A 22,232-nucleotide genomic window follows, 5' to 3' on the forward strand; every position below is an offset into this window, starting at 1 on the left:
TCTCGTGCGCTTACAGGGTGTCTACAGGACGAATCCCGCCGGGAACGGGTCCTCGGGGTCCAGCAAGTACTGGGCGGTACCGGTGATCCAGGCGCGGCCGGTGAAGCTGGGCAGCACGGCCGGGCGGCCGGCGACCGCGGTCGTGCCGAGCAGTCTGCCGGTGAAGCGGGTGCCGATGAAGGACTCGTTCACGAACTCGGTGTGCAGCGGGAGTTCGCCGCGCGCGTGCAGCTGTGCCATGCGGGCGCTGGTGCCGGTGCCGCAGGGCGAGCGGTCGAACCAGCCGGGGTGGATGGCCATGGCGTGCCGGGAATGGCGGGCGGTCGAGCCGGGGGCGGCCAGGTAGACGTGGTGGAGGCCGTGGATGGAGGGGTCCTCCGGGTGGACGGGCGGGTCCTCGGCGTTGACGGCGGCCATGAGGGACAGGCCGGCCGCGAGGATCTCGTCCTTGCGGGACCGGTCGAAGGGCAGGCCGAACCGCTCCAGCGGCAGGATGGCGTAGAAGTTGCCGCCGAAGGCGAGGTCGTACGTCACCGTCCGGCCGTCGGCGAGGGTTGCCTCGCGGTCGAGGCCGACGGCGAAGGAGGGCACGTTGCGGAGGGTGACCGCCTTGGCGGCACCGTCCTCGACGGACACCTCGGCGACGACCGGGCCCGCCGGGGTGTCGAGCCGGATGGTGGTCACCGGCTCGACGACCTCGACCATGCCGGTCTCGACGAGGACGGTCGCCACGCCGATGGTTCCGTGTCCGCACATCGGCAGATAGCCGGAGACCTCGATGTAGAGGACGCCCCAGTCGCAGTCGGGCCGGGTCGGGGGCTGGAGGATCGCGCCGCTCATGGCGGAGTGGCCGCGCGGCTCGTTCATCAGCAACTGCTTGACGTCGTCGCGGTGTTCGCGGAACCACAGCCGCCGTTCGTTCATGGTGGCGCCGGGGACGGCGCCGATGCCGCCGGTGATCACGCGGGTCGGCATGCCCTCGGTGTGCGAGTCGACGGCGTGCAGGGTGAGTCTGCTGCGCATGGTCCTCAGCTCAGTCCGGCCGCGACGGCCTTCTCCGTGGCGGCGCGGACCGCCGCCTCCTGCCCGGGCAGCAGCGCGGCGCGGGGCGGGCGGCAGGGCCCGCCGTGGCGGCCGGCGATGTCCATGGACAGCTTGATGGCCTGGACGAACTCCACCTGTGAGTCCCAGCGCAGCAGGGGGTGCAGTTGCCGGTACAGGGGCAGAGCCGCGCCGAGGTCGCCGCCGACGGCGGCACGGTACAGCTCGGCGCAGGAACGGGGCAGCGCGTTCGGGTAGCCCGCCACCCAGCCCTTGGCTCCCGCGACGGCCAGCTCCAGCAGGACGTCGTCCGCACCGATCAGGAGGTCCAGTTCGGGGGCGAGTTCGGCGATCCGGTAAGCGCGGCGGACATCGCCCGAGAACTCCTTGACGCCGCGGATGTACCCCTCGCCGTGCAGCCGGGCCAGCAGCTCGGGCACGAGGTCGACCTTGGTGTCGATGGGGTTGTTGTACGCGACGACCGGCAGGCCCGACCGGGCGACCTCGGCGTAGTGGGCGAGGACGGAGCGCTCGTCGGCGCGGTAGGCGTTCGGCGGCAGCAGCATCACCGCGCGGCAGCCGGCCTCGCCGGCCTGCTCGGCCCAGCGCCGGGCCTCGGCGGACCCGTACGCGGCGACGCCGGGCATCACCCGCTCCCCGCCGATGGCGGCGACGGCCGTCTCGACGACCCGGGCCCGTTCCTCGGGCGTGAGCACCTGGTACTCACCGAGGGAGCCGTTCGGCACGACGCCGTCGCAGCCGTTCCCGACGAGCCAGGCGCAGTGCTCGGCGTACCGGTCGAAGTCGACCGAGAGGTCGTCGTTCAGCGGGAGCGCGGTGGCGACGAGGACGCCGCGCCAGGGGTGGTGGTCGGTCATGACGGTCCCTCCTTGGGGTGGTGCCGGGCGAGGACGCCGAGCGGCACGGGACGGGCGAACGGGCGCTTGGCCGGGGTGGGTGCGCAGCCGGCGAGACCGGCGATCGCGGTGCCGCACATCCGGCCCTGGCACCAGCCCATTCCGGCCCGGGTGAACAGCTTCACGGTGCGCTCGTCGCCCGCCCCGAGGTCCAGGGCCTCGCGCACGGCCCCGGCGGTGACCTCCTCGCAGCGGCAGACCACGGTGTCGTCGGTGATCTGCTCGGGCCAGTGCGCGGGGAGCACGTAGGCGGAGTCGAGGGCGGCCGCGGATCGCTGGAGTGCCGTACGGGCCTTGAGGGCGGCGGGGGCCGGGCCGGGTGCGGTGCCGTGCAGGTGGGCGGCGGCGGAGCAGCCGGCGATGTGCCCCTCGGCGAGGGAGAGGGCGGCGCCGCCGATGCCGGTGGCCTCGCCGGCCGCCCACACGCCGGGCACGTCCGTGCGCTGTTCGGTGTCGACGGCCACGGCGAGTCCGTCGAGGCGGCAGCCGAGGCTCTCGGCGAGGTCGGTGTGCGGGAGCATGCCGTGGCCGGCCGCGAGGGTGTCGCAGGGCAGGTGCCGTTCGGTGCCGGGCCGGACGTGCCCGTCGGTGCCGAGGGCGGCGACGGTGACGCCGGTCAGCCGGTCGTCGCCGTGGGCGCGGACGACGGTGTGCCGGGTGAGGACCGGGATGCGGTGGCGCAGCAGCCCGGCTGCGTGTCCGGCCCCCTCGGGGAGCTTGCCGGCCAGGGCGGGAGCGTGCCGGGCGAGGCGCCTGGGGCCGGTGGACTCGACGAGCGCGGCGACCTCGACGCCGGCTGCCGCGAGCCCGGTCGCCACGGGCAGCAGCAGCGGCCCCGTCCCGGCCACGAGGGCTCGGCGCCCCGGCACCACGAGCCCGCCCTTGAGCATGGCCTGGGCTCCCCCGGCCGTGACGACGCCCGGGAGGGTCCAGCCGGGGAAGGGCAGCACCCGCTCGTAGCCGCCGGTGGCCAGGAGCACGGCCCGGGCGTGCAGTTGGACGGGCTCCTCCTGCTCGGGCCCGAGCAGGGCGTTCACGGTGAAGCCGTCCGGCGTGCGCTCCACGCACCACACATGGTGTTCCGTCAGGACGCGCACGGCACTGACGGCGAGCCCGTCCCGCAGCCGCTCCCAGGTCCGCCACCCGTGGTGCAGCGCCTCGGGCCGACTGGCGGCGAGTGCCTCGGCGGGCTGCCGGTAGAACTGCCCGCCGGGTCGTGTCGCGGCGTCGACGAGCGTGACCCGTACGCCGCGCGCCGAGGCCGCCAGGGCGGCGGCGAGTCCGGCCGGTCCGGCGCCGATCACGGCGAGGTCAGTCCGCATGGCGCGCCTCCTCATGACCCGTCCCGTCCTGGGTGCCGGTCTCCCCGTGTCCGGTGCCGTCCTGCGTGCCGATCACGTCCCCCGGCCGCACCGGCACGAGACAGGCCCGTTGGTTGGGGCGGCCGTTGACGGTCACCAGGCAGTCGAAGCAGACGCCGATCCCGCAGAACACCCCGCGCGGACGGCCCTCGCCCCGGGTGGAACGCCATGACGTCACCCCTGCCGCCCACAGCACGGCGGCGACCGTCTGCCCGGGCAGCGCCTCGACCGGCCGCCCGTCGAACGTGACCGTGAAGGAGGGTCCGGGCCTGGCCCCGGCAAGCTCGAGCGGGTTCACGCGGCCTCCTCGGTGAAGCGGTCGGGCCGGAACGGTCCGAGGTCCAGATCGGGGGTGCGCCCGGTCAGGACCTGGGCGATCAGCTGCCCGGTGCCGGTGGCGAGCCCGATGCCCGCGCCCTCGTGCCCGCAGGCGTGGAAGAGCCCGGGCGCCCGCGGGTCGGGGCCGATCGCGGGCAGGTGGTCCGGCAGATACGGCCGGAAGCCGGCGTACGTCCGCATCGCCCGGACTCCGGCGAGGAACGGGAAGAGCCCGGTCGCCCCGGCCGCCAGCGCGCGCACCGCCGGGAGCGACAGCGAACGGTCGAAGCCGACCCGTTCGCGGCTGGCGCCGATGAGGACCGGACCGGCCGGGGTGCCCTCCACCACCGGGGAGGTCTGCAGCGCCGCCGAGTCGCTGGCGACGTCGGCCACGTAGTCGGCGGCGTACACCTTGTGCCGGATGCGCGGCGGCAGCGGTTCGGTGACCAGGACGAAACCCCTGCGGGGCAGCACCGGCAGGGACACTCCGGCGCGGGCCGCGACCTCACCGCCCCAGGTGCCGGCCGCGTTGACGACCGCGGGGGCGTGGAGGTCGCCCCGGCCGGTGCGCACGCCGCGCACCGCGCCGCCCGGGCCGCGCAGGATGCCGGTCACCTCCCGGCCGGTGAGCACCCGGGCCTTCGAGGCGCGCAGCAGGTGCGCCGCCGCGAGGGCGGGCATCACCTGGGCGTCCTGCGGGTAGTGCATGCCGCCCGCGAGGCCGGGGGCCAGGTACGGCTCCAGGTCGGGGAGCCGGTCGGGCGGCACCGGGACGGCCTCGACCCCGGCCGCGCGCTGCTCGGCGGCGAGCTTCTCCAGCCCGGCCAGGGCCCGGTCCGTGCCGGCGACCACGACACCGCCCTTGGTCTCGTACTCGACGGCCTCGCCCAGCCCCTCCCGGGCCAGTGCGGCCCACAGCCGGGCGGACAGCAGGGCCAGTTCGAGCTCAGGTCCGGGTTCCTTGTCGGAGACGAGGAGGTTCCCCTCCCCCGCTCCGGTCGTACCGCCGGCCACCGGTCCCCGGTCCACCACGACGGTGTCCAGGCCCGCGCGGGCCGCGTACAGGGCGGTGGCGGCGCCGACCACACCGGCGCCTACCACCACGACATCGCAGGTCAGCGACTCGTTCACGCCAGTACTATGTCACACACCACATGGGCTGGGAAGGGTGCGGCCACCGGCGGGTGACCGCGCGGGGGCGGTCAGTCGGCCATGGGGACGACCCTCAGGTGGGAGGCGGTGCGGCGCGTGCGGCGCTCCCTGGTCGCGGGGCGACGCGTCTCGCGCAGCGCGAAGGTGACCCGGGCGCAGCCCAGTTCTTCCAGGGTCCTGGACGTCTCGATGACGATCCGGCACTCGGTGGGGCCCCGGCGGGGGTCCGGGTGGAGCAGCGGCCGTAGGGCGCCGTCCTGCTCGACGGCGTCCTCGCCGACCGCGCGGATCCAGTGCGGCAGGCCGTGCCGGTAGGCGGCCTCCATGATCGGGTCCTGGGCGATGTCCCCGCGGATGGCCTGGAGGCCGTGGTCCGGGCCGCGGCTCTCCACGGTCCGTGCGAAGTGCGCGAGCATCGGCAGGCACCAGCTGGCCTCGTGGTCGCCGAGCACCGCGGGGGCGTCGGGGTGGAACAGCACGAACCTGAGGAAGTTGTCACCCGGCATGGCCGTCGGGTGCGGGCCCGCCTCACGGAAAAGTGACCGGAAGGCGCTGTTGGTCAGCACCACGTCCCAGCAGTGATCGACGACGAGCGAGGGGAAGGAGACGCCCTCCAGGAGCCCGGCGTAGTCCTCCAGGTAGGCCTGGGCCTCCGGAGTCTCGGGGACGGGCCGCGGTGCCGGCCGCCGCCCTCCTGCCTGATATGCCATCGGGAGGTCACCCCTCTTGCCTGTGCGGCCTTGACGCGGCGCCCCGATCCTGCTGCCCCGGGCTGAGGCGTGTCAACTATCGTGGCATTCCATGCCTGTTGACGGCTGAAATTGGCCACAGTTGTGGCGAGACCTGGATGTGAGTTCGAAGCACCGGCTACGCTCCGGGAAGTTCACGCCGGGTAGGTCACGGCATCCACTTGTGAGAAGCCTGTGAGATACGTAGGAGATCTGTCGGTGACGGGTGGCTTCGTCGAGGGTCCTGGCGCCACGCCGACGGCCGTGCTACCGGCCGTCGTCTCGCGCGTCGGCGCGCTCGCCGACCGGCTCGGCGTGCCGCAGGCCGAGGTCTTCGACATCGGCCGGCTGTCCGTCGCCTCCGGTGTTCCGGACCCCGTGGTCAAGGCGCTGCTCAGTGGCCGGCCGGCGGGCGAGCCCGACGTCCAGGCCCGGTTCCTGCAACGTCTGGACCTGCTGCGGCGGACCCGGCTCAAGCCCAACGGCCGCAAGTACACCCAGCAGGAGATCGCCGACGGCGCGGGCATGTCCCGCCAGCAGGCCGGCGCCCTGATCAACGGCGACCGGCGGCCGACCATGGAGCACTGCGACGCCCTCCAGCGGTTCTTCCGGGTGCACGCCGGCTTCCTGACGGCCGAGGACCCCGAGGCGCTGGTGAGCGCCCTCCAGCACACCGAACAGGAGCTGTTGCAGAAGCTCGCCGACCGCGAGCGGGAGGCGGCCGCCGCGGCGGACGACCCGCTGGAGCGGCTGTTGCAGGACCACGGCGTGCGCGGCATCGCCTGGCGAGCCGCGCAACTGCCCACCGACCAGCACCGCGACAAGGTCGCGGAGTGGCTGGACATGCTCCTGGAGAGCGTCAAGCGGCCCGAGTCGTGACCGTGGGGAGAACTGTGGGCATCGGTAAGGAAATGCGCCGCCTGTGCGGCGAGCTGGTCGCGGAGCTGACCCTTCCCGCGCCGGCTCGGCCCGAGGAGCTGTACGCGGCCCTGTGCGACGGCATGAGCAGACGCCGTGGCCGCCCCGTCCGCTTCCGAACGGCCGCGTTCCCGCCCGGGACCGCCAGCGGGCTCTGGCTGGACATGGCAGAGCAGGACCTCGTCGTGATCGAGGAACGCACCGCTCCCGATCACCAGTTGGTGATCCTGGGCCACGAGCTGTGGCACATGAAGGCCGGGCACTGCTCCCACCACGTCGCGGGCGCCGCCGTCGCGGCCCGGCTGCTCGACGACGGTGCCGATCTCCAGGCGACCGTGCTGAAGGTCGCCGCGCGCACCCGTTTCGACCTCGACGACGAGAAGGAGGCCGAGAGCTTCGGGCTGCTGCTCGCCAGCAAGTGCCGTGCCTGGCTTGCCGGTTCGTCGTCTCGCGGGCCGGTGCAGCGGGATCATCTGGCGGGTCGGATCGAGGCGTCGCTGGGGTATCGCGGACCGCAGGGCTGACGGGCCGTTCCGGCGGTCCGTTCTGCGCCGAGCGGGCGAACCGGAGGGCCACGGGGCCGGATTGTCAGTGGTGGGCGGCAAGCTGGTGGGGCGCCACCGCTGTGCGGGGCGTGCGCGCCGCGAGGGCGCGGGACCGACGACGCCGACACGGGGAGAGCCGACCGATGCCCACCGCCGTCCTGACCGATCGTGAACGCACCGCCGTCCAGGCCTATCTGCGGCTGCTGCACACCGTCCGGGCCGCCTTCGACGTGGAGGGCGGCCCGCCGCTGGTCCCGCCCACGGTCCTCGCCGAGGCGGAACAGGCCCTGGAACGCGCGGGCCTGACCGGCAACGAGGAGGAGTTCTTCCGCCTCCTGGAGAACTGGTGCCCGGAGCCGGGCCCCTGAGCTGCGGTACGAGGAGCGGGCTCCGTTGTCCGACGGCTGCGCCGGGCGACGGGCTCGAAGCCGGGCCCGCGCTCCTGTCCAGGGCCCGGGCCGCAGGCCGGCGGCCGAACCCGCCCGCCGGCAGGCCGCCCGGGACACCGGCCGGAGCGGTTCGAAAGCCCGCTGAGCCGCCTCGACCACTTCGACGGCCGCTGGAGTCGGGAGGGGGTCCCGCGACGCGGGGTCAGGCGTGGGGTACCGCTATCGCCGTCGCGATCAGGCCCCGCCCCGCCGTCCAGCGGCCGTCGAAGTGGTCGAGGCGGCGGGCGCCCACCCTCGGGCCGGGGACGAGCAGTGTCGCGCGGAAGACGCCGTCGGCGGTGAGTTCGATGTCGGCCTCCATGAAGTCCAGCCACTTCCCGGTGAGGGGGAACCACGCCTTGTAGACGGACTCCTTCGCGCTGAACAGCAGCCGGTCCCAGTGGATGTCGGGGCGTTCGGCCGCGAGCCTCCGCAGCCGGTCGGCCTCGGCAGGCAGGGACACGGACGGCAGGACGCCCTCGGGCAGCGGGCCGTGGGTCTCGGCGTCGATGCCGAGGGACACGAGGTCGGTGTCGCGGACCAGGGCGGCGGCACAGTAGCCGTCGCAGTGGGTCATGCTGCCGACGAGCCCGGCCGGCCAGCGGGGGGCGCCGCGTTCCCCGGGCAGGATCGGCTGCGGCGGCACGCCGAGTTTCTCCATGGCGCGGCGTGCGCAGGAGCGCACGACGGCGAACTCCCTGCGCCGCTTGGCGACCGCCCGGGTCAGGAGCGCCGCCTCCTCGGGGAACAGCGGGGCGTCCGCGTCCTCCTGGCCGTAGGCCTCCACGGTGACCACGGCCTCCGGCAGCAGTTCCCCGATCACAGCTCCTCGCCCTCCCCCGGCAGGATCCGCCGCAACCGCCCCGGCGGTCCGGACCGCTTGCTCCACTCGCGCGGATAGCCCACCGACACCTCCTCGAAGCGCACGCCCTCGTGCCAGGTGGTGCGGGGGATGTGCAGATGGCCGTAGACCATGGTGCGCACGCGGAACCTGCGGTGCCAGTCGGCCGTCAGGTCCGTGCCGCACCACATGGCGAACTCGGGGTGCCACAGGACGTCCATCGGATGCCGGTGCAGCGGGTAGTGGTTGACCGGGATCACCGGCAGGCCGTCGGGCAGCGCGGCGAGTCTGCGTTCGGTCTCGGCGACCCGGGCCCGGCACCAGGCCTCCCGGCTCGGGTACGGGTCGGGGTGCAGCAGGTACTCGTCGGTGCACACGATCCCGGTCCCCCGCGCGTACTCCAGGCCCTGCTCCTTGGTCGTGCAGCCGGCCGGCAGGAACGAGTAGTCGTACAGGAGGAACAGCGGGGCGACGGCGACCGGCCCTCCGGGGCCCTCCCAGACGGGGTAGGGGTCCTCGGGTGTCGTCACGCCGAGTTCGCGGCACATCTCGACCAGGTGCTCGTACCGGGCGACACCGCGCAGGGTGACGGCGTCGCTCGGATGGGTCCACAGCTCGTGGTTGCCGGGCACCCACACGACCTTGCGGAAGCGGGCCGCGAGCGTCTTCAGGGCCCAGCGGATGTCCGCCACGGTCTCCGCGACGTCCCCGGCCACGAGCAGCCAGTCGTCGTCCGTCCCGGGCCGCATGCCCTCGACCAGGGCGCGGTTCTCCGGGTAGCCGATGTGCAGGTCGCTGATGGCCAGCAGTTGTGCGGCACCACCGGCCGTCGACGTCACCTCTCGCCCCCTCCGTGCGCACCCGGACGTCACCAAGAGATCACATCCGCGCGACGGGGGGCAAGAGCGGCCCGGGGACCGTGGCCGGAGAATTCCTTCACACGCGCGTTGCACGACCGGGCCCGCCGAAGCCGTATGATCTGGCCCAACACCACCGCTACGGACTTCCCTTTCACAGGGGCGGTTTGGTGACCCTCCATTCTCCTGCCCGGGCACGGGCTGCTCAGCCCTGCCCGCGAACCGTGAAAGGCGGCCTGCATGGTCTCTCGCGTACGCGTCTGGCTCAACCGCACGTACGCGGAGAACGTGTTCTTCATGGATCAGCTGCGGAGAAATCCCAGCGACCGGGCCGTCGAGATCCACGCCACCCACGGCGACCCCGACTCGCCGGTGCTGGCCGCCGCCGACACCGCCGAGCTGGAGCCCGAGAACCTGTCCCCCGCCGGGTACGTCGAGTACGCGCTGGACCAGTGCCTACGTCGCGGCATCGACGTGTTCGTGCCCCGGCTGCACCAGTCGGCGATCGTCGCGCACCGCGCCGAGTTCGAGGCGGCCGGCACGGCGGTGCTGGCGCCGCCGCCCGAGGCCGTGGCCGTCTTCCACGACAAGGTGATCGCCTACGAGGCGGTCCAGGCGATCGGCGTCCCGGTGCCGCCGTGGTACCGGGTCCGCTCGGAGGACGAACTCCTCGCCGCTGTCGAGGAGTTGGAGGACGGTGGGCACAAGGCGTGCTTCAAGCCGGCGTCCGGGGCCGGTGGGGTGGGCTTCCGGGTGATCACGCGTACGCCCTTCTCGCTGATGCATCTGAGCGGGTTCCCGAGCCCGTACGTACCGCTGGACCTGGTGCTGCAGGCGCTGCGGCAGGACGGGGAGCCGGTCGACTGGCTGGTGATGCCGCGTCTGGAGCAGCCCGAGGTGTCGGTGGACTGCCTGACCGGGCCGGACAACCGGGTCCGGCTGGCGGTGGGCCGCACCAAGAACGGCCGCCGTCGCGGCTTCACCCTGCACGAGCAGTGGCTCGACCCGGCCCGGCGGATCGCCGAGGGCTTCGGTCTGCACTACCTGTCCAACATCCAGTTCCGCATGTTCGGCGACCGGCCGGTCCTCATGGACGTCAACACCCGCCCGGCCGGCGGGCTGCACCAGCTGTCCCTGTGCGGGGTCAACGCTCCCTGGGCCGCCGTGCAGCTGGCGCTCGGCGAGGACCCGGGCGAAGTGGTCCCGCCGTTCCTGGGCCAGGACTACACGGTGGTGTCGGGGCCGCGCCCGCTGCGGCCGGTGGCGCTGCCGCAGCAGCGGCCGGAGGCGACGGATCCGCTGCCGGCGGTACCCGCGCCCGCGGCGGCCGAACCGGTCGGCTCCGTCCAGGCGGCGGCCCAGGCGCTGCCCCTCTGAGAACTCAGGCCCTGGCCGCGAGCGCCGCGCGCCAGACGGGGCTGTCGACGTAGTGGTTGTCGAAGCGCTCGGAGGAGTCCTTGATCTCCTGCGGGTCGGCCTCGCCGCGCATCACCCGGCCCAGCAGCCGCAGATAGTCGAAGCGCCCCACGCCCGGGGTGAAGACGAACAGTACGTCGGCCGTCGCACCGGGCGCGGCGGCGAAGGCGTGTGGGGTGTGCGGCGGCACGAGAAGGAAGTCGCCGGCTCGCAGCACGGTGATCTCCTCGCCCACCAGCACCTGGAGCGCGCCGTCGAGCACGTAGAACATCTCGGACGCCTCGGTGTGCAGGTGGGCGGGCGCGCCGACCGCGCCCTGCGCGAACGTCGACCGGTAGCTGGTGAGCCGCCCGCCGGTGTTCCCGGAGTCGGCGAGCAGGGTCATCACGCTGCTGGGGTCGCGCGTCGTCTCGGCCTCGGCGGCGCGGGTGAGGACCGGTACGAAGCCGCCGCTGTTTCCCGAGGCGTTCCCTGTCGTCATGTCGTTCCGTGTCGTCGTCATGACATCGACTCTATGGAGCCGGGCGACCCACGGCAGGGGGCATTCCGATGCCGTGTTCGTGGGTCAATTCGGCGGTGTCAGAAGCGGCCCCCGCCCCGGTACAGCTCCAGTTCTCCTTCCAGTTCGACGGCCAGCACCGTGGCGTACGGGTCGAGGTCGGCTGCGGCCGGCGGGGCGATCCAGAGGATGCCCGGTGTCTCGTGGAGGCCGCCGGTGACCTCGTGGGCCAGTTCGGTGCCGCTGCCCAGGACCGAGACCCGGCGGACCGTGTTGAGCAATCCGCGGACGTTGATCTCGGCGCGCGGGGCGTCGAAGAGGGTCAGGTAGAGGGTGCGGCGGTCCTTGGAGAGGGTGCTCGGGCCGTAGTGGTGGCCCGGCGGGAGTCCTCGTACGGTTCCGTAGACGGCTTCGGCGTGCCGGGCGATCCAGTCGCCGAGCCCTTCCAGCCGCCGCGCCTGCTCGTCGGTGATCGTGCCGTCCTCCCGCGGGCCGACGCTCAGGAGCAGGTTCCCGCCGCCGCCGATGGTCTCGGTGAAGTAGCGGATCAGCTGGTCGACGGACTTGTGGTGGTGGTCGTGGTGCTGGTGGCCCCAGGAGTCGTTGATCGTCAGGCACAGCTCCCAAGGGCCCTCGGGCGGGATGACGGGGGCACCCTGCTCGGGGGTGGCGTAGTCGCCCTCGCTCAGCATGCGGGCGTTGAAGACGACGTCCGGCACCTCGGAGCGGATGAGGGTGGCGAGTTCGGGGATGCGCCACTGCTCCTCGCTGCGGTCCCACTCGCCGTCGAACCACATCAGGTCGGGCCGGTAGCGGGTGGTGAGTTCGCGGATCTGGCCGTCGCGGTAGGCGAGGAACCTCTCCCAGGCGTCCAGGTCCTCGAACTCGGCGGCGACCTCGGAGTAGCGGTTGTCCTCCAGCTCCGGCGGGCGGCCGGGCTTGCGGGTGGAGGCGTAGTCGGGGTGGTTCCAGTCGGAGTGGGAGTAGTAGAGGCCGACCTTGAGGCCCTGCTCGCGCAGGGCCTCGGCGTAGCCGCCGATCAGGTCACGGCCCACGTTCAGGTCGCCGTACGCGGTGTCCCACAGGGCGACCCCGTCGTGGTGGCGGCTGGTCAGGACGGCGTACCGGGCGCCGGCCCGCGCGAAGAGCCTCGCCCAGTCGCGCGGGTCGTAGCGGGCGGCCGTGAACCGGCCGAGCTGGGACATGTACCGGTCGTGCGGCACGATGTCGTCGTAGAACGACCAGGACTCCTGGACGCCGTCGACGGCGTAGATGCCCCAGTGCACGAAGATGCCGAGCTTGGCGTCCTCGAACCACGGCTGCATGGCCATGAGGTCAGCTCCTGCGCAGCCGGAGGGTGAGGATCTGGAAGGGCCGCAGCGTGACGGCGACCGCGCCGTCGGTGATCTCCGCGTCCTCCAGGGGCCGTTCCAGCAGGTCGGTGACCTGGGCGCCGGCGAGCGGGAACCCGGTGCGCAGGGTGCCGGTGGCCCGGCCGCCGCGGGACTCGTAGAGCCGGACGACGACATCGCCGGAGGCGTCGTCGGCGAGCTTGACCGCCTCCACGGTCACGCCCTCGCCCTCGGCGGAGACCACCGGTTCGGGGGCGCCGGCCGCCTCCGCCACCCGGAGCGGCAGGTTGAGGGAGTAGCCCTCGGCGACGGCGTCCTCGATGGTCGCGCCGGGCAGCAGCGCGTAGGTGAAGCGGTGGCGGCCCTGGTCGGCCTCGGGGTCCGGGATGCGCGGGGCGCGGACCAGGCTGAGGCGGACGGTGGTCGTGGTGCCGCCGTCCTCGCGGACCGTGCGGGAGACGTCGTGCCCGTACGTCGAGTCGTTGATGACGGCGACGCCGTAGCCGGGTTCGCCGAGGTGCACCCAGCGGTGGCCGGAGACCTCGAAGCGGGCCGCCTCCCAGCTGGTGTTGGTGTGGGTGGGGCGCTGGATGTGGCCGAACTGGATCTCGGCGGAGGAGTGCGGGGCGCGGATGTCGACGGGGAAGGCCGCCTTGAGGATCTTCTCGGTCTCGTGCCAGTCGATGTCCGTCTCGATGTCGATCCGGGGGCTGCCGGCGCGGACGGTGATCGTCTGGGTGATCGTGGAGCCCTTGCCGAAGGCCCGCTCGACGCGGATGGCGCCGATCAGCGGGTCCTGCTCGACGACCGTGACGGACGAGGCGTCGAGGAGGTCCGTGTAGCGGTTCCTGTAGTGCTTGTCGATGTCCCAGGCGTCCCAGTAGTTGGGCAGGTCGGTGTGCAGCCGGAGCAGGTTGCCGGGCTCGGCGAGGACCTCGCGGCCGGCACGCAGGTCGCGGACGGAGGACAGGGTGCCGTCCCCGGCCACCTCCACCCTGACGAGTCCGTTGTCGAGGACCAGGCCGTCCACCGTCACGGCCTGCGGTGCCGCGGTGTCGGCGAGGGGAGCGGAGCCGCTCGCGGGCACCTCCACGTACACCGGTGTGCCGTCGGCGGTGCGGACCACTTCGGCGCGGTCGTAGGGGCTCGTGTTGAAGGCACGGGGCCCGCCGACGCCGAGCGCGGCCACCGCCTCGGCTGTCAGCGTGTGCAGTTCCCCGGCGACCCGGGCGTACTCGGCCTCGGCCTCGCGGTGCACCCAGGCGATGGAGGAGCCGGGCAGGATGTCGTGGAACTGGTGCAGCAGCACCGTCTTCCAGAGCCGGTCCAGCTTCTCGTGCGGGTAGGCGTAGCCCGGCGCGTGCAGGGCGGCCGTGGTCGCCCAGAGTTCGGCCTCGCGCAGGAGGTGCTCGGAGCGGCGGTTGCCCTGCTTGGTGCGGGCCTGGGAGGTGTAGGTGGCGCGGTGCAGCTCCAGGTAGAGCTCGCCGACCCACACCGGCGCGTCGGGGTACTCCTCGCGGGCCTTGGCGAAGAACTCGTCGGGGTGCTCGACGACGACCTTGGCGGAGCCCTCCAGGTCGGCCAGCCGACGGGCGCGTTCCATGATCTCGCGGGTGGGGCCGCCACCGCCGTCGCCCCAGCCGAAGGGGGCCAGGGACCGGGAGGCGCCGCCCTTCTCCGCGTAGTTGCGGACCGCGCGGGACATCTCCTCGCCGCTGAAGCGGGCGTTGTAGGTGTCGACCGGCGGGAAGTGGGTGAAGATGCGGGTGCCGTCGATGCCCTCCCACCAGAAGGTGTGGTGCGGGAACCTGTTCGTCTGGTTCCAGGAGATCTTCTGGGTGAGGAACCACTCGTTGCCGGCGAGCTTGGCGATCTGCGGATAGGCCGCGTTGTAGCCGAAGGAGTCCGGCAGCCAGACGCCCTTGGTCTCGATGCCGAAGTGCTCGATGAAGAACCGCTTGCCGTGGATGAACTGGCGGGCGACGGCCTCCCCGCCGGGAAGGTTGCCGTCGGACTCGACCCACATGCCGCCGACCGGCGCCCACTGGCCGTTCTTGACGGACTCCTGGATGCGGGCCCAGACCTTCGGGTAGTGGTCGCGCACCCACTCGTACTGCTGGGCCTGGGAGCAGGCGAAGATGAAGTCGTCGTACTCGTCGGCGAGCGAGGTGACGTTGGAGAAGGTGCGGGACGTCTTGCGCTTGGTCTCGCGGATCGGCCAGAGCCAGGCGGAGTCGATGTGGGCGTGGCCGACACCGGAGATCGTGTGGGCGCTGGCGTGCGCGGGCTTGGACAGCGCCGGCTTCAGCGCCTCGCGGACCGCTGCGGCGGAGCCGGAGACGTCGTCCAGGTCGAGCAGGTCCATGGCGCGGTCGAGGGCGTGCGCGATCTCGTGCCGGCGCGGGTCGTGCTCGCCGAGCTCCAGCATCAGCTCGCGCAGCACCTGCACGTCGAGGTCGAGGTGCCAGACCTCCTCGTCGAGAACGGAGAGGTCGGCGCTGCGGAAGGTGTAGAGGGGCTTGTCGCCCGCGGTGAGTTTGTCGCCGAGCGGGGTGATCTTCGAGAAGTTGTCCGCGAGGATGTCCGGGTTGGAGGCGGCCTCGACCAGGTAGTCGACGCTCTCGCCGCCGCGGGCGGGGTTGGCGATCGCCACGTACTGGTTGAGCGGGTTGACGGCCTTCAGCGGGGTGCCGTCGGTGAGGTGCACGAGGGCCTCGGCCTGGTTGCCGGGCCAGTCGCCGACGAAGCCGAGGTCGATGACGGCCTCGACGCGCTTCCCGGCCCACTCGGCGGGCACCTGTCCGCGCATGCGGAACCAGGTGGTGCCCCAGGGCGGGCCCCACGGGGTGCCCATCTCGAACGGCTCGTAGGTGGCGGCGGCGGCCTCCTCGAACGGGACCGGCTCCCCGGGGGCCTGCCAGGCCTCCACCTCGAAGGGGACGGTGGCCGCGTAGACCGCGGTCTTGATGCGCTGGTCGTGAAGGCGCTGCACGCGCTCCTCGATGCGGCGGCTTTCGTCGTGCATGAGATGTCTCCAGGAAGCGGAAAGAGCGAGCAGGCGGGAAGCGGTGGGGGAAAGCGCTTACCGGGCGGCGTTCACCTAAGGTACGCCAACCCGGGGTGGACCTCGGTATAGCCCTCGACCAGCCTGCGGGCCACGTTGACGGAGTCCACCAGCGGGTGCAGGGCGAATGCCTTGACGGCCGTGGCGCGGGAGCCGGAGCCGGCGGCGGCCAGCACCTCGCGCTCGACCGCCTTGACCGCGCAGACCAGGCCGGTGGCGTGATCGGGCAGCGGGTCGACGGTGACGGGGTGGGCGCCGTTGGCGTCGACGAGGCAGGGGACCTCGATGACGGCCTCCGCGTCCAGGACCGACAGCGTGCGCCGGTTGCGGACGTTGAGGATGAGGGTGGTGCGCTCGTCCCGGGCGATGGCCCGCATCAGGGCGAGGGCCACCTTCTCGTAGCCGCCGGACAGATCGTCCTCGTCGCGTTCGCCGGCGCCCGCCGTCTCGCGGTTCTCGGCCATGTAGGTGGCCTCGCGTTCGGCGCGGGTGTCGTCCCAGACCTTCAGAGCGGGGGCGTCCGGGTTCCTCATCTCGGCGTAGAAGCGTGCCTGCTGGTCGTGCAGGAAGGCACCGCGGGTCTTCTCGGCCTGCTGGTAGGCCCGTACGGCTTCACGGTTGAAGTAGTAGTAGTGCAGATACTCGTTGGGGATCGCGCCGAGGGAGCGGAGCCAGTCCACGCCGAAGAGCTTGCCCTCCTCGAAGGAGCCGAGCAGGTCGGGGTCGGCGAGCAGGCGCGGCAGCTCGTCGCGGCCGGCGACGTGCAGGCCGCGCACCCAGCCGAGGTGGTTGAGGCCGACGTAGTCGATCCAGGCTTCCTTCGGGTTCGCGCCGAGCACCCGGGCGATGCGGCGGCCGAGGCCGACCGGGGAGTCGCAGATGCCGATGACCCGGTCGCCGAGGTGGCGGGACATGGCCTCGGTGACCAGGCCGGCCGGGTTGGTGAAGTTGATGACCCAGGCCTCGGGCGCGAGCCGGGCCACTCGCTGCGCGATGTCGACGGCGACCGGGACCGTGCGCAGGCCGTAGGCGATGCCGCCCGCGCCGACGGTCTCCTGCCCCAGCACGCCCTCGGCCAGGGCCACGCGTTCGTCGTTCGCGCGGCCCTCCAGGCCGCCGACGCGGATCGCGGAGAACACGAAGTCGGCGCCGCGCAGGGCGTCGTCGAGGTCGGTGGTGGCGCTCACCTCGGGCGCGTCGGCCACTCCGGCCGCCTGCTCGGCGAGGACACGTGTCACCGCCGACAGCCGTCCGGCGTCCAGATCGTGCAGGACGACGTGGGTCACCCGGCCCTCGGCGTGGTCCTGGAGGAGCGCTCCGTACACCAGCGGCACACGGAATCCTCCGCCGCCCAGAATCGTCAGCTTCACCGGGTTCCTCCGATTCGGCGGGCCGCGCGCGGCATGTCGTGGGAACCGGACACGCGCCACCTCCTTGAACTTGCTTCAGGACCCCGGGCTGGTGCCGACCCGGGGGCTGTCGAGGGTGTGAGAGCTCGCTGTGCGCGGAACGGCGGGGCGGCCCGGTCCGGGCGCCCGTCGGCCGGGAGAGAGTTCAAGCTTGCACCTTTCCCGCCACGACGACCTCGACGCCCGCCTCCTGGAAGGAGGCCCGCGTCGCCGCGTCGACCGGCTCGTTCGTCACGACCGCGTTCAGTTCCTCGGGACCGCAGACCTTCGCCATCCCGTGCCCCGGGAACTTCGCCGCGTCGGCGAGCAGCACCACCTTCTCGCTCGCCTTGATCATGGCGCGCTTCACCGGCACCTCCACGACCGTCGTGTCCATGACCTGGCCGCCGGGCCGCACCCCGCTGGTGCCGAGGAAGAGCCAGTCGGCGTGCAGCTGGCGCAGGTTGTCCTCGGTGAGGAAGCCGACCAGGGAGCGGTACTCGCGGCGGACCATGCCGCCGAGCAGGACCAGCTCGATGCCCTCGTCGTCGGCGAGTTCCTCGTAGACCACCAGGTTGCTGGTGATCACGGTGAGGCGTCGGCCGTGCAGCTGCCGGGCCAGACGGTAGGCCGTCGTCCCGATGTCCAGCAGAACCGACTGGCCGTCCGTGATCATCGCGGCGGCTCGTTCGGCTATGGCGTCCTTCTCGGTGACGCGCACCTCGGCGACCTCGGCGAAGGGCTGGTCGCCCTCCTCCACGACGGCGCCGCCGTGCACGCGCGTGAGGAGTCCGTCTTCCTCCAGCTTGACCAGGTCACGCCTGATGGTGGCGGGACTCACCCCCAGCTGCTCTGAGAGGTCCGTCACGGCCGCGGGCCCGCCGGCCCGCAGGGCCCGCAGGATGAGTTGGTGTCGTCGTTCTGCCAGCACGGCGTGCACATTACTCGTCATCTCCAATCATCGCCATGCTTATTTCTGCTCGGGTATTGACCAATCTCGCTGAGCGGCGCACGATTCCGGTCACCGAAATGAAGAGTTTTGACGATCTCCGTCGAAGCCGTGAGTGAGAGGACACATCCGTGGACGGTGACCGGCCCGATGTGCTGCTGACCGGGCTGCTCTTCTACGACCTCGTCCTGACGGGGCTCGGCAAGCCGCCGACGCCGGGCGAGGAGATCTGGACCCGGGGCATGGGCTGCGGCCCGGGCGGCATCGCCAACCTCGCGGTGGCCGCCTCCCGCTTCGGCCTCAGCATCTCCCTGGCCACGGTGTTCGGCGACGACTTCTACGGCGCGTACTGCCGGGACGTCCTGTGCGACCAGGAAGGCGTCGACCTCTCGCTCTCCCGTACGGCGGACGGCTGGCCCACCCCGGTCACCGTCTCCGTCGCCTACGGCCACGACCGGGCCCTGCTCACCCACGGCCAGGAGCCGCCGTACTCGCAGGACGTGCTGATGGGCGACCCGCCCGACGCGCGGACCGCCCTCGTGCACCTCGAGGCCCAGCCGCGCGAGTGGCTCGGCAAGGCCGCCGCGAACGGCACGCGGATCTACGCCGACGTCGGCTGGGACCCCTCCCAGGAGTGGTCGGCGGCCCTCCTGAACCAGCTTTCCCTGTGCCACGCCTTCCTCCCGAACGAGGCCGAGGCGATGGCCTACACCCGCACCGACAGCCCGTTGGCCGCGCTCGGCACTCTCTCGGAGCTGGTGCCGGTCGCCGTGGTGACCCGGGGCGGGGACGGCGCCATCGCCGTCGACCAGATCACCGGCGAGTACGCCGAGGTCCCCGCCCTGGACACCGACGTCCTGGACGCGACGGGCGCCGGGGACGTCTTCGGCGCGAGCTTCGTCGCGGCGTCCCTGGGCGGCTGGCCGCTGGCGGAGCGGCTGCGGTTCGCGGTACTCGCCGCCGGGCTGTCCGTCCGGCACCACGGCGGCGCCCTCGCGGCCCCCGGCTGGCACGGCGTCGAACGCTGGTGGCGCTCCCAGAGCGACCCCGGACTGCGCCGCGCCTACGGCTTCCTGGCCGACCGCATCCCCGCCGACCCCGGGCCGCCGGTGCACCACGCCCCCGTAACCCCGCCCACCCCTCACATCCCCGTCGGTCCGCGCACCTGAGAAGGGCCGCACTGACCCTCCCCACCCCTCTCCACGTCGAACAGGAACAACAGGAGTGCCCCGTGGACCTTTCTCGTAGAGGCTTCCTCCAGGCCGCCGCGTTCACCGCGGCCGCCTCCGGTCTGACCGTCGCCTGCGGCAGCGGCTCCGGCTCGGCCGGCAGCAAGAACGGCAAGAACCTCACCTTGTGGTACTGGGGAGGCGCGCTCAGCGACAAGGTGGTCGCCGAGGCGAAGACGCACTTCGGCAAGGAGGTGAAGCTGACCGTCGCCTCGATCGGCGGCGACTTCAAGTCGAAGCTCGTCACGACCCTCTCGGCGGGCACCTCGGTGCCCGATATCACCGGCATCAAGGGCGAGGACATGGCGTCGTTCCTGCCCAACGCGAACCGCTTCCTCGACCTGAACGAGCTGGGCTTCAAGGAGATCTCGGCCAAGTACCTGGAGTGGAAGACCAAGCTCGCCCGGACCGAGGACGGCAAGCAGATCGGTTTCCCGATCGACATCGGCCCCACCGCGCTCTTCTACCGTGCGGACCAGTTCGACAAGGCCGGGCTGCCCACCGACCCCGACAAGGTCGCAGCCGAGGCCGGGACCTGGGAGGACTATTTCGCCCTCGGCGTCGAGCTGCGCAAGAAGCTGCCCGGCACCTACCTGATCAACAACATCAGCTCGGTGTTCGACATGGCGGTCGGGCAGGGCACCGAGCGGTTCATCGACCGGGACAACCGCTTCATCGGCGACCAGGACCACATCCGCAAGGCCTGGACCACGGCGGTCCGCCCCTACACCCTCGGTCTCGACGCCAAGATCAATGACAACACCTGGAACGCCGCCATCGGCAAGAACCTGACCACCGAACTCGGCGCGGCCTGGCACGCGCTGGACATCGAGCAGGCGGCTCCGGACACCAAGGGCAAGTGGCGGGTCTGCGCGATGCCGGGCGGGCCGGCCAACCAGGGCGGCTCCTACCTGGCCCTGCCCAAGCAGTGCCGCAACCCCGAAGAGGCCTTCAAGATCATCAGCTGGATCCTCAGCCCGGAGAACGACGCGCGCGGCTTCGCCGACGCCGCCATCTTCCCCGCCGCGCCCGCCGCGTACTCCATGCCGGCCATGACGGGCGGCGACCCCTTCTTCGGCGGGCAGAAGGTCATCGAGGTGTTCGGCCCGGCCGCCAAGGCGATCCCGGCCAGTTACGAAGCACCCGCCGACGCCGCCGTCATGGCGCCTTACAAGACGGCGCTGACCAGCATCGAGGCCAAGGGCACGAAGCCCGAGGACGCCTGGCAGGACGCGGTCGGCCAGGCCAAGCAGATCGCCCGGCGACAGGGGGTGAAGTGAGGTGACGTCACCTCCGGTCACCGGCCCCGCCGCGGTGCCCCGGCGCCACGGCGGGCCGGGCCCGGCCCGCTTCCGCCCGCGGCGTACACCGCCCGCGGGCACCGTGCGGCCCAGGCGTCGCGGGGTGCTGTCCCACTGGCGGCAATACCTGGCGATCTCGCCCTTCTTCCTGATCTTCGGCGCCTTCTCGTTCTTCCCGGTCCTCTACTCGCTGTACCTCGCCTTCCAGCGCTGGGACGGCATGGGCACCAGGCAGTTCGTGGGTCTGGACCAGTTCCGGTTCCTGTGGGACGACCCGGTCTTCTGGATGTCGATCCGCAACACGCTGGTGATCTGGGTCCTGTCCACCGTGCCCACGCTGTTCGGCGCCCTGGTGCTGGCGACGCTGCTGCATTCGGTGCGGCGTTTCAAGGGCTTCTACCGCATCGCCCTCTACATACCGAACGTGACGTCGATCGTCGCCGTGTCGATCTTCTTCGGCGCGGTGTTCAGCAACAACTTCGGCCTGGTCAACGCGATCCTGGGCACGGTCGGCATCTCACCCGTGCCGTGGCTGAGCAATCCGTGGCTGATCAAACTGGTCATCGCGCTGCTGATGACCTGGATGTGGACCGGCTACAACATGATCATCTATCTGGCCGGTCTCCAGGCCATTCCGACGCAGATCTACGAGGCGGCCAGGCTGGACGGCGCCGGGCCCGTCCGCACGTTCTTCCAGATCACCATGCCGATCATGCGGCCGATCATCCTGTTCACCGTCGTCATCTCGACCATCAACGGCCTGCAGAGCTTCAGCGAGCCCCAGGTCCTCTTCGGCAGCAACGCCGCCAACCCGAACCTCGGCGGTCCCGGCCAGGCGGGCCTGACCACGCTGCTGTACTTCTACCAGTCGGCGTTCGTCAACAACGACTACGGCTACGGCGCCGCCATCGTGTGGGCCTTCTTCGTACTGATCTTGGTGCTGGTCGTCATCAACTGGCGCCTCGTCCAGCGCGGGAGGAAGTCATGACCGCAGTGGTCAAGAGGCGGTCACGGCGCCCCAAGGGCCTGACCGCGCACCTCGTCCTCGGTCTGGCCGTGCTGATCTCGGTCTTCCCGTTCGTGTGGACGATCGTCATGGCGACGAACACGACCCAGGACATCTACAAGAGCCCGCCCAAGCTGACCTTCGGTTCCCACCTGCTGGAGAACGTCCGGCACGTGCTCGACACCATCGACTTCTTCGGGTCGATGCTGAACACGGTCATCGTCGCGTCCGTCACCACCGTCCTGGTCCTGTTCGTCGACTCCCTGGCGGCCTTCGCCTTCGCCAAGTTCGACTTCCCCGGACGCAAGGTGCTGTTCGCACTGCTGGTGGGGTTCATGATGCTGCCGCTCCAGCTGGCCGTCCTCCCGCAGTTCATCCTCATGTCCGACATCGGCTGGGTCGGCACGCTCAAGGCGCTGATCCCACCCGCCCTCGCCAACGCCTTCGGCATCTTCTGGCTGCGCCAGTACGTGGAGAACGGCGTGCCGGACGAACTCCTGGACGCCGCGCGCATCGACGGCGCCGGATTCTTCCGCCAGTACTGGAACATCGTGCTGCCGATGATCAGGCCGGCGCTGTCCTTCCTCGCCATCTACGCCTTCGTCGGCGCCTGGAACGACTACATCTGGCCGCTCGTCGTGCTCACCGACCCCAGCCACCTCACCCTCCAGGTGACGCTCGCCCAGCTCCACGTCGGCCACACCACTGACTACAGCATGGTCATGGCCGGTGTGCTCATGGCGTCCGTACCGCTGGTCGTGGTCTTCACGATCTTCGCCCGCGGGTTCATCGCGGGCGCCACGGAGGGGGCGGTGCAGGGCAGTTGAGGCGCCCCGAAGGGGCGCGGGGAACTGCCCGACCAGCCACCGCGGGCGCGGCGCGCGGCCAGGACTCGACAGCCGGTCCCGAGCTCTTGGCAACC

At 71.9% G+C, this 22,232-nt stretch carries 21 protein-coding genes; 8 read left to right on the forward strand and 13 right to left on the reverse strand.

Annotation, left to right across the window (positions count from 1 at the left end; all coding sequences use genetic code 11):
• Positions 1-21: 21 nt before the first annotated feature.
• The 6 genes from HNR57_RS02045 to HNR57_RS02070 form a co-directional block, all read right to left on the reverse strand.
• Positions 22-1,023: a proline racemase family protein gene (locus HNR57_RS02045; protein WP_184554995.1), complete on the reverse strand. Its 1,002-nt coding sequence runs from the start codon at positions 1,021-1,023 to the stop codon at positions 22-24.
• Between the two features lie 5 nt (positions 1,024-1,028).
• On the reverse strand, positions 1,029-1,919 hold the full coding sequence (locus HNR57_RS02050; RefSeq protein ID WP_184554997.1) for a dihydrodipicolinate synthase family protein: 891 nt from the start codon (positions 1,917-1,919) through the stop codon (positions 1,029-1,031).
• A complete protein-coding gene (locus tag HNR57_RS02055) occupies positions 1,916-3,280 on the reverse strand; it encodes an FAD/NAD(P)-dependent oxidoreductase (protein ID WP_184554999.1) in 1,365 nt (454 codons plus the stop codon). The genes HNR57_RS02050 and HNR57_RS02055 overlap by 4 nt, the downstream gene beginning before the upstream one ends.
• Entirely contained in the window at positions 3,270-3,617 is a 348-nt protein-coding gene (locus tag HNR57_RS02060) for a (2Fe-2S)-binding protein (protein WP_184555001.1), read from the reverse strand. The genes HNR57_RS02055 and HNR57_RS02060 overlap by 11 nt, the downstream gene beginning before the upstream one ends.
• Positions 3,614-4,768 (reverse strand): NAD(P)/FAD-dependent oxidoreductase, encoded by a 1,155-nt coding sequence (locus tag HNR57_RS02065; RefSeq protein ID WP_184555003.1) that lies wholly within the window; start codon positions 4,766-4,768, stop codon positions 3,614-3,616. The genes HNR57_RS02060 and HNR57_RS02065 overlap by 4 nt, the downstream gene beginning before the upstream one ends.
• 71 nt (positions 4,769-4,839) lie before the next feature.
• The gene (locus tag HNR57_RS02070) at positions 4,840-5,499 is read right to left on the reverse strand and encodes an MmyB family transcriptional regulator (protein ID WP_184555005.1); all 660 of its coding nucleotides are present in this window, start codon (positions 5,497-5,499) and stop codon (positions 4,840-4,842) included.
• 237 nt (positions 5,500-5,736) lie between these two features.
• Here HNR57_RS02070 and HNR57_RS02075 point away from each other — a divergent pair, with 237 nt between their 5' ends.
• The 3 genes from HNR57_RS02075 (at position 5,737) to HNR57_RS02085 (ending at position 7,348) form a co-directional block, all read left to right on the forward strand.
• Entirely contained in the window at positions 5,737-6,396 is a 660-nt protein-coding gene (locus tag HNR57_RS02075) for a helix-turn-helix domain-containing protein (protein ID WP_184555007.1), read from the forward strand.
• Positions 6,397-6,428: 32 nt separating this feature from the next.
• Complete coding sequence (locus HNR57_RS02080) at positions 6,429-6,959, forward strand: toxin-antitoxin system, toxin component (RefSeq protein WP_184556503.1); 531 nt, start codon at positions 6,429-6,431, stop codon at positions 6,957-6,959.
• Positions 6,960-7,123: 164 nt separating this feature from the next.
• Positions 7,124-7,348, forward strand: coding sequence for a hypothetical protein (locus HNR57_RS02085; RefSeq protein ID WP_184555009.1), 225 nt, complete (start codon positions 7,124-7,126; stop codon positions 7,346-7,348).
• Positions 7,349-7,571: 223 nt separating this feature from the next.
• Here the strand turns inward: HNR57_RS02085 and HNR57_RS02090 are convergent, their stop codons facing one another.
• Together HNR57_RS02090 and HNR57_RS02095 are read right to left on the reverse strand one after the other, a co-directional pair.
• The gene (locus HNR57_RS02090) at positions 7,572-8,231 is read right to left on the reverse strand and encodes a 4'-phosphopantetheinyl transferase family protein (protein ID WP_184555011.1); all 660 of its coding nucleotides are present in this window, start codon (positions 8,229-8,231) and stop codon (positions 7,572-7,574) included.
• Positions 8,228-9,088: a metallophosphoesterase family protein gene (locus HNR57_RS02095; RefSeq protein WP_184555013.1), complete on the reverse strand. Its 861-nt coding sequence runs from the start codon at positions 9,086-9,088 to the stop codon at positions 8,228-8,230. Before HNR57_RS02095 ends, HNR57_RS02090 begins: the two co-directional genes overlap by 4 nt.
• A gap of 258 nt (positions 9,089-9,346) precedes the next feature.
• On the opposite strand from HNR57_RS02095, the gene HNR57_RS02100 reads away from it, so the two are divergent.
• Positions 9,347-10,483 (forward strand): ATP-grasp domain-containing protein, encoded by a 1,137-nt coding sequence (locus HNR57_RS02100; protein ID WP_184555016.1) that lies wholly within the window; start codon positions 9,347-9,349, stop codon positions 10,481-10,483.
• A 4-nt stretch (positions 10,484-10,487) separates the two neighbouring features.
• Here HNR57_RS02100 and HNR57_RS02105 read toward each other — a convergent pair whose 3' ends face one another.
• From HNR57_RS02105 to HNR57_RS02125, 5 genes are all read right to left on the reverse strand, one after another.
• Complete coding sequence (locus tag HNR57_RS02105) at positions 10,488-11,003, reverse strand: cupin domain-containing protein (RefSeq protein ID WP_184556506.1); 516 nt, start codon at positions 11,001-11,003, stop codon at positions 10,488-10,490.
• A 98-nt stretch (positions 11,004-11,101) separates the two neighbouring features.
• Positions 11,102-12,352, reverse strand: a complete 1,251-nt coding sequence (locus HNR57_RS02110; RefSeq protein WP_184555018.1) for an alpha-L-fucosidase — start codon at positions 12,350-12,352, stop codon at positions 11,102-11,104.
• A gap of 4 nt (positions 12,353-12,356) precedes the next feature.
• Positions 12,357-15,398, reverse strand: coding sequence for an alpha-mannosidase (locus tag HNR57_RS02115; RefSeq protein WP_184555020.1), 3,042 nt, complete (start codon positions 15,396-15,398; stop codon positions 12,357-12,359).
• 71 nt (positions 15,399-15,469) lie between these two features.
• Positions 15,470-16,807: a 6-phospho-beta-glucosidase gene (locus HNR57_RS02120; RefSeq protein ID WP_184555022.1), complete on the reverse strand. Its 1,338-nt coding sequence runs from the start codon at positions 16,805-16,807 to the stop codon at positions 15,470-15,472.
• 184 nt (positions 16,808-16,991) lie between these two features.
• Entirely contained in the window at positions 16,992-17,756 is a 765-nt protein-coding gene (locus HNR57_RS02125; protein WP_184556509.1) for a DeoR/GlpR family DNA-binding transcription regulator, read from the reverse strand.
• A 149-nt stretch (positions 17,757-17,905) separates the two neighbouring features.
• On the opposite strand from HNR57_RS02125, the gene HNR57_RS02130 reads away from it, so the two are divergent.
• From HNR57_RS02130 to HNR57_RS02145, 4 genes are all read left to right on the forward strand, one after another.
• Positions 17,906-18,943: a carbohydrate kinase family protein gene (locus tag HNR57_RS02130; RefSeq protein ID WP_184555024.1), complete on the forward strand. Its 1,038-nt coding sequence runs from the start codon at positions 17,906-17,908 to the stop codon at positions 18,941-18,943.
• A gap of 62 nt (positions 18,944-19,005) precedes the next feature.
• Positions 19,006-20,283 carry an ABC transporter substrate-binding protein gene (locus HNR57_RS02135; RefSeq protein WP_184555026.1) on the forward strand — a complete coding sequence of 426 codons (1,278 nt, stop codon included), beginning with the start codon at positions 19,006-19,008 and terminating at the stop codon, positions 20,281-20,283.
• Between the two features lie 124 nt (positions 20,284-20,407).
• On the forward strand, positions 20,408-21,292 hold the full coding sequence (locus HNR57_RS02140) for a carbohydrate ABC transporter permease (RefSeq protein WP_184556512.1): 885 nt from the start codon (positions 20,408-20,410) through the stop codon (positions 21,290-21,292).
• Entirely contained in the window at positions 21,289-22,137 is an 849-nt protein-coding gene (locus tag HNR57_RS02145; protein ID WP_184555027.1) for a carbohydrate ABC transporter permease, read from the forward strand. Before HNR57_RS02140 ends, HNR57_RS02145 begins: the two co-directional genes overlap by 4 nt.
• Positions 22,138-22,232: the final 95 nt, after the last annotated feature.

Source organism: Streptomyces paradoxus, from assembly GCF_014202475.1.
Lineage (GTDB): Bacteria > Actinomycetota > Actinomycetes > Streptomycetales > Streptomycetaceae > Streptomyces > Streptomyces paradoxus.